The 4,820-nt window shown below is 69.6% G+C and carries 4 protein-coding genes and 1 pseudogene; 4 read left to right on the top strand and 1 reads right to left on the bottom strand.

Annotation, left to right across the window (positions count from 1 at the left end; translation table 11 throughout):
• The 3 genes from QMX80_RS18300 to QMX80_RS18290 all read left to right on the top strand — a co-directional run.
• The coding region (locus QMX80_RS18300; protein ID WP_345782401.1) for an HlyD family secretion protein at positions 1 to 617 on the top strand (617 nt) is incomplete at its 5' end.
• A 31-nt stretch (positions 618 to 648) separates the two neighbouring features.
• Positions 649 to 1,575: an ABC transporter ATP-binding protein gene (locus QMX80_RS18295; RefSeq protein WP_055770388.1), complete on the top strand. Its 927-nt coding sequence runs from the start codon at positions 649 to 651 to the stop codon at positions 1,573 to 1,575.
• Entirely contained in the window at positions 1,572 to 2,660 is a 1,089-nt protein-coding gene (locus tag QMX80_RS18290; RefSeq protein WP_282278606.1) for an ABC transporter permease, read from the top strand. The genes QMX80_RS18295 and QMX80_RS18290 overlap by 4 nt, the downstream gene beginning before the upstream one ends.
• A 276-nt stretch (positions 2,661 to 2,936) precedes the next feature.
• On the opposite strand, the gene miaB is transcribed toward QMX80_RS18290, so the two are convergent.
• Entirely contained in the window at positions 2,937 to 4,403 is a 1,467-nt protein-coding gene (miaB, locus tag QMX80_RS18285; protein ID WP_273080100.1) for a tRNA (N6-isopentenyl adenosine(37)-C2)-methylthiotransferase MiaB, read from the bottom strand.
• A gap of 144 nt (positions 4,404 to 4,547) precedes the next feature.
• Here miaB and QMX80_RS18280 point away from each other — a divergent pair.
• Positions 4,548 to 4,820: pseudogene (locus QMX80_RS18280) on the top strand (lytic transglycosylase domain-containing protein); the annotation flags it as partial.

Genomic DNA, 4,820 nt, shown 5'->3' with positions numbered 1-4,820 from the left:
GCGCAGGCCTATCACGCGCGCCTGCAGCCCCTGGCCCAGCGCCAGCTGGTGGCGGCGGCGGAGCTGGATCGCGCCCGCGCCGCCGCGCCGCCGCGCAGAGCGCGCAGGCGCAGGTGCGGCAGGCCACGGCGGCGCTGGACGAACTGCTGCATGGCAGCCGCAGCGAGCAGCTGGCGCAGGGCGAGGCCGCACTGGCGTCGGCCCAGGCCAGCGCGACGGTGCAGTCGGTGGTGCTGGGCAAGCTGGCGCTCGTCGCACCGCGCGCCGGCCGCATCGACAGCCTGCCCTACAAGCTCGGTGACCAGCCGGCCACGGGCGCGCCGCTGGCGGTCCTGCTGGTGGGCGATGCACCCTATGCGCGCGTCTACCTGCCGCAGGCCTTGCGCAACCGCCTGCAGGTCGGCGACGCGCTGCGGGTGCAGGTGCAGCCGCAGGGGCGGGTGTTCGATGGCCGCGTGCGGATGATCCGCAGCGAGCCTGTGTTCACCCCGTATTTCGCCTTGACCGGACAGGACGCCGAACGCCTGAGCTATCTGGCCGAGATCAGCCTGGGCAAGGAAGCGGCGGCGCTGCCGGTGGGCGCGCCGGTGCAGGTGCTGGCCGATGCCGCGCGCTGAGCCCGCCACGATGGAAGGCGAGGATGTCGCGATCCGTGCGCGCGGCCTGAGCAAGCGGTTCGGCGCGCTCACGGCGGTGGACGGCATCGACCTGGACGTGCCGCGCCGCCACGTCTATGGCTTTCTCGGGCCGAACGGTTCGGGCAAGTCCACCACCATCCGCATGCTGTGCGGCCTGCTCACGCCCAGCGCGGGCAGGATCGAGGTGCTGGGCCTGCGCATTCCCGAGCAGGCCGAGGCGCTGCGCAGCCGCATCGGCTACATGACGCAGAAGTTCTCGCTGTTCGACGACCTGAGCGTGCGCGAGAACCTGGAGTTCCTGGCCGCCGTGCACGACCTGCCCAAGGCGCAGGCGCGACGGCGCATCGACGAGCTGGTCGAGCAATACCATTTCCAGGACCGGCAGAAGCAGCTGGCCGGCACCATGAGCGGCGGCCAGAAGCAGCGCCTGGCCCTGGCTGCGGCGGTGATCCACGAACCGGAACTGCTGTTCCTGGACGAACCCACCAGCGCGGTGGACCCGGAATCGCGCCGCGACTTCTGGGAAAAGCTCTTCGAGCTGGCCGATGCCGGCACCACGCTGCTGGTTTCCACGCACTACATGGACGAGGCCGAGCGCTGCCACCGCATCGCCATCCTCGACCGCGGCGTGCTGGTGGCCGACGGCACGCCGGCCGAACTCACCGCACGCCTGGCCGGGCGCACGCTGGTGGTCGATGCCGACCGCCCGCGGCAGGCGGCAGGAGCACTGTCGGCCTGCGCAGGCGTGGCCAGCGTGGCGCAGATCGGCAACAGCCTGCGCGTGCTGCTGGACGAAAAGGGCAGCGAGGCGCCATTGGCCGATGCGCTGCGGGCGGCGGGAATCGCCGCGCGGATGCATCCGCAGGCGGCCAGCCTGGAGGACGTGTTCGTCGCCGCGACCCGGCAGCGGCCGGCGGCCGGCGGGGAGGGCGCATGAAGCTGCGCCGCCTGCTCGGGGTGATGGTCAAGGAACTGCGGCAGATGCGGCGCGACCGCATCACCCTGGCGATGATCATCGGCATTCCGGTGATGCAGCTGCTGCTGTTCGGCTATGCGATCAACACCAACCTGCGCGACCTGTCCGCCGGCGTCGCCGACCAGGCCCGCACCTCGGCCTCGCGGATGCTGGCGCGCGACATCGTGGCTACCGGCGTGATCTCGCCGACGCTGGAGGCGGCCACGCCGCAGCAGCTGGTGGACGCGATGCGGCGCGGGGAAATCAGCATCGGCATCGTGATCCCGCCCGACTACGAGCGGCGCCGCGCGGAAGGCCGCGAAGCCCTGCAGATCCTGGTCGACGGCAGCGACAACGCGGTGCAGAGCGCGGCGGCGCAGCTGGCGCGCATGCCGCTGGACAGCGCGGGCTTCAGCCCGCTGGCGACCGGCGCGATCAGCGTGGTCAGTTTCTACAACCCGCAGCGCAGTTCGGCGACCAACATCGTGCCAGGGCTGGTGGGCGTGATCCTGACCATGACGATGGTGCTGTTCACCGCGGTGGCGATCGTGCGCGAACGCGAACGCGGCAACATGGAGCTGCTGATCGCCACGCCGTTGACCAGCGCCGAACTGATGGTCGGCAAGGTCGTTCCCTACGTGGCCGTCGGCCTGCTGCAGACCGGCATGGTGCTGGCGCTGGGCGCCTGGCTGTTCCATGTGCCGATGGGCGGCAGCCTGCTGGATGTGTTCATCGCCGCCGGGCTGCTGATCGTCGCCAACCTGGCGCTGGGCCTGCTGATCTCCACCCGCGCGCAGTCGCAGTTCCAGGCGATGCAGATGACCTTCTTCCTGTTCCTGCCCTCGATCCTGCTGTCCGGCTTCATGTTCCCGTTCGCCGGCATGCCGCGATCGGTGCAATGGTTTGCCGAGCTGCTGCCGCTGACGCATTTCCTGCGACTGATCCGCGGGGTGATGCTGCGCGGCGCCAGCCTGTGGGAGCTGTGGCCGGACGTGCTGGCGCTGCTGGCTTTCAGCGCGGTAATGATGGCCGGCGCGATCCTGCGTTTCCGCAAGCGGCTGGATTGATCGCGCAGCGCAGGGTTTTCCACACCGGGTGTGGATGCGTGCGCGACGAAGCTGTGGATAAACGCGCGCACGCTCCATGCGGCAAGGCTTCCGGGGGCGTGGTGAAGATTTGTCCAGGCGGTGCCGGCTTGTCCACAGTGGCTGTGGATGATTCATCCGCTGGCATGTGGATAAGCCGCTGCATCCCTTGTGGTGCAAGGGGCTGCGGCGGCTGGTCGGGAATTGGCCAGCAAAAAGGCCCGCCGGGGCGGGCCTTGCATGATGGCGGGGCGCGGCCTAGTCCCGCGTCGCGATGCGTCCGCGCAGCGAATTGGTCAGTGCCTCGGTGATGACCACATCGACGAACTGGCCGACCAGGCGCGGATGACCTGGGAAGTTCACCGAGCGCATGTTCTCGGTCTTGCCGGTCAGTTCGTTCGGGTCCTTGCGCGAAGGGCCTTCGACCAGCACGGTCTGCACGCTGCCGACCATCGAGCGCGAAATGCCGGCGGCATGCTCGTTGATGTGCGCCTGCAGGCGCGACAGGCGGGCGTGCTTGTCGGCTTCGCTGGTGGTGTCCTCCAGGTCGGCGGCCGGCGTGCCGGGGCGGCGCGAATAGATGAAGGAGAAGCTCTGGTCGAAACCCACGTCCTCGATCAGCTTCATGGTCTTCTCGAAGTCGGCCTCGGTCTCGCCGGGGAAGCCGACGATGAAGTCCGAGCTGATCGAGATGTCCGGGCGTACCGCGCGCAGCTTGCGGATCTTGGCCTTGAACTCGAGCGCGGTGTAGCCGCGCTTCATCGCGCTGAGCACGCGGTCGCTGCCCGCCTGCACCGGCAGGTGCAGGTAGTTGGCCAGCTTGGGCACGTCGCGGTAGGCGTCCACCAGCGAGTCGGAAAACTCCAGCGGGTGCGAGGTGGTGAAGCGGATGCGGCCGACGCCGTCGATCTCGGCGATGGTGCGGATCAGCAGGCCGAGGTCAGCCAGTTCGCCATCACCGTATGGGCCACGGTAGGCATTGACGTTCTGCCCCAGCAGGTTGATCTCGCGCACGCCCTGCGCCGCGAGCTGCGCGCATTCGACCACCACGTCCTCGAACGGGCGGCTGACCTCGGTGCCACGGGTGTAGGGCACCACGCAGAACGAGCAGTACTTGGAGCAGCCTTCCATGATCGACACGAACGCCGAGGCGCCTTCGGCGCGCGGCTCGGGCAGGCGGTCGAACTTCTCGATCTCCGGGAAGCTGATGTCCACCTGGGGCTTGTTCTGTTCGCGGCGGGCGCGGATCAGCTCGGGCAGGCGGTGCAGGGTCTGCGGGCCGAACACCAGGTCCACATAGGGCGCGCGCTTGACGATGGCCTCGCCCTCCTGCGAGGCGACGCAGCCGCCGACGCCGATGATGACCTCGCGGCCGCCGGCCTTGAGTTCCTTCCAGCGGCCGAGCTGGCTGAACACCTTCTCCTGCGCCTTCTCGCGGATGGAGCAGGTGTTGACCAGCACCACGTCGGCGTCCTCGGGGTTGTCGGTCAGCTCCAGCCCTTCGTATTCGGCCAGCACGTCGGCCATCTTGGCTGAGTCGTACTCGTTCATCTGGCAGCCGTGGGTCTTTATGTAGAGCTTTCCACGCGACGGCGCGCCATTGCCGGGCTTGCCGCGCGCGCCGCCGGCGCCGGGCAGGGGGACAAGTCCGGGGGTATTCATTTCGACGGAAGGCACGGCGGAAACGGCCGTGTTCGGCAGGGGGGAGGCTGGCGTCCCGGGCATGGCGCTTATTCCAGACGGGTGGGCGGGCAGGCGGCCAGGGGCCGCGGCAAGGGGGCGGATTGTACCGGGGTTGCCGCCACGGGCGTACCCGCCGGAGGCCGGTAGTTGGCATTCACGCGGGGAACTGGGACACTTCCGCCCGCAATGAAGACCGGACTGGGGATCGCAGGGTTGTTGATCGCCTCGCTGGCGGCTGTGCCGGCCAGCGCGGGCACCCTGTACAAGTGTCTTGGCGCCGACGGCGTCTCCAACTACGTCAGCAAGCGCATCCATGGCGCCAGCTGCAGCGTGGTCGGCAGCTACCGCCCGGCACCGGGCGCCCCGGCGCGGCCTGCGGAGCGGCGGCCGACCACCGCGATCGCGGCCACTCCTGCACCTGCTGCCGTCGCGCCGGCAGCAACGCCGCCGGTCCCGGCC

Origin of the sequence: Stenotrophomonas sp. PS02297 (assembly GCF_029959705.1) — a bacterium.
GTDB classification, from domain to species: Bacteria; Pseudomonadota; Gammaproteobacteria; order Xanthomonadales; family Xanthomonadaceae; genus Stenotrophomonas; species Stenotrophomonas nitritireducens.
This window is presented reverse-complemented; position numbering and strand designations above follow the sequence as displayed.

What these genes read in the sequence shown, in the direction of transcription:
- QMX80_RS18290 (WP_282278606.1), top strand. Translation starts at nt 1,572, where the DNA reads ATGAAGCTGCGCCGCCTGCTCGGGGTGATGGTCAAGGAACTGCGGCAG.
- miaB (WP_273080100.1), bottom strand. Translation starts at nt 4,403, where the DNA reads ATGCCCGGGACGCCAGCCTCCCCCCTGCCGAACACGGCCGTTTCCGCC.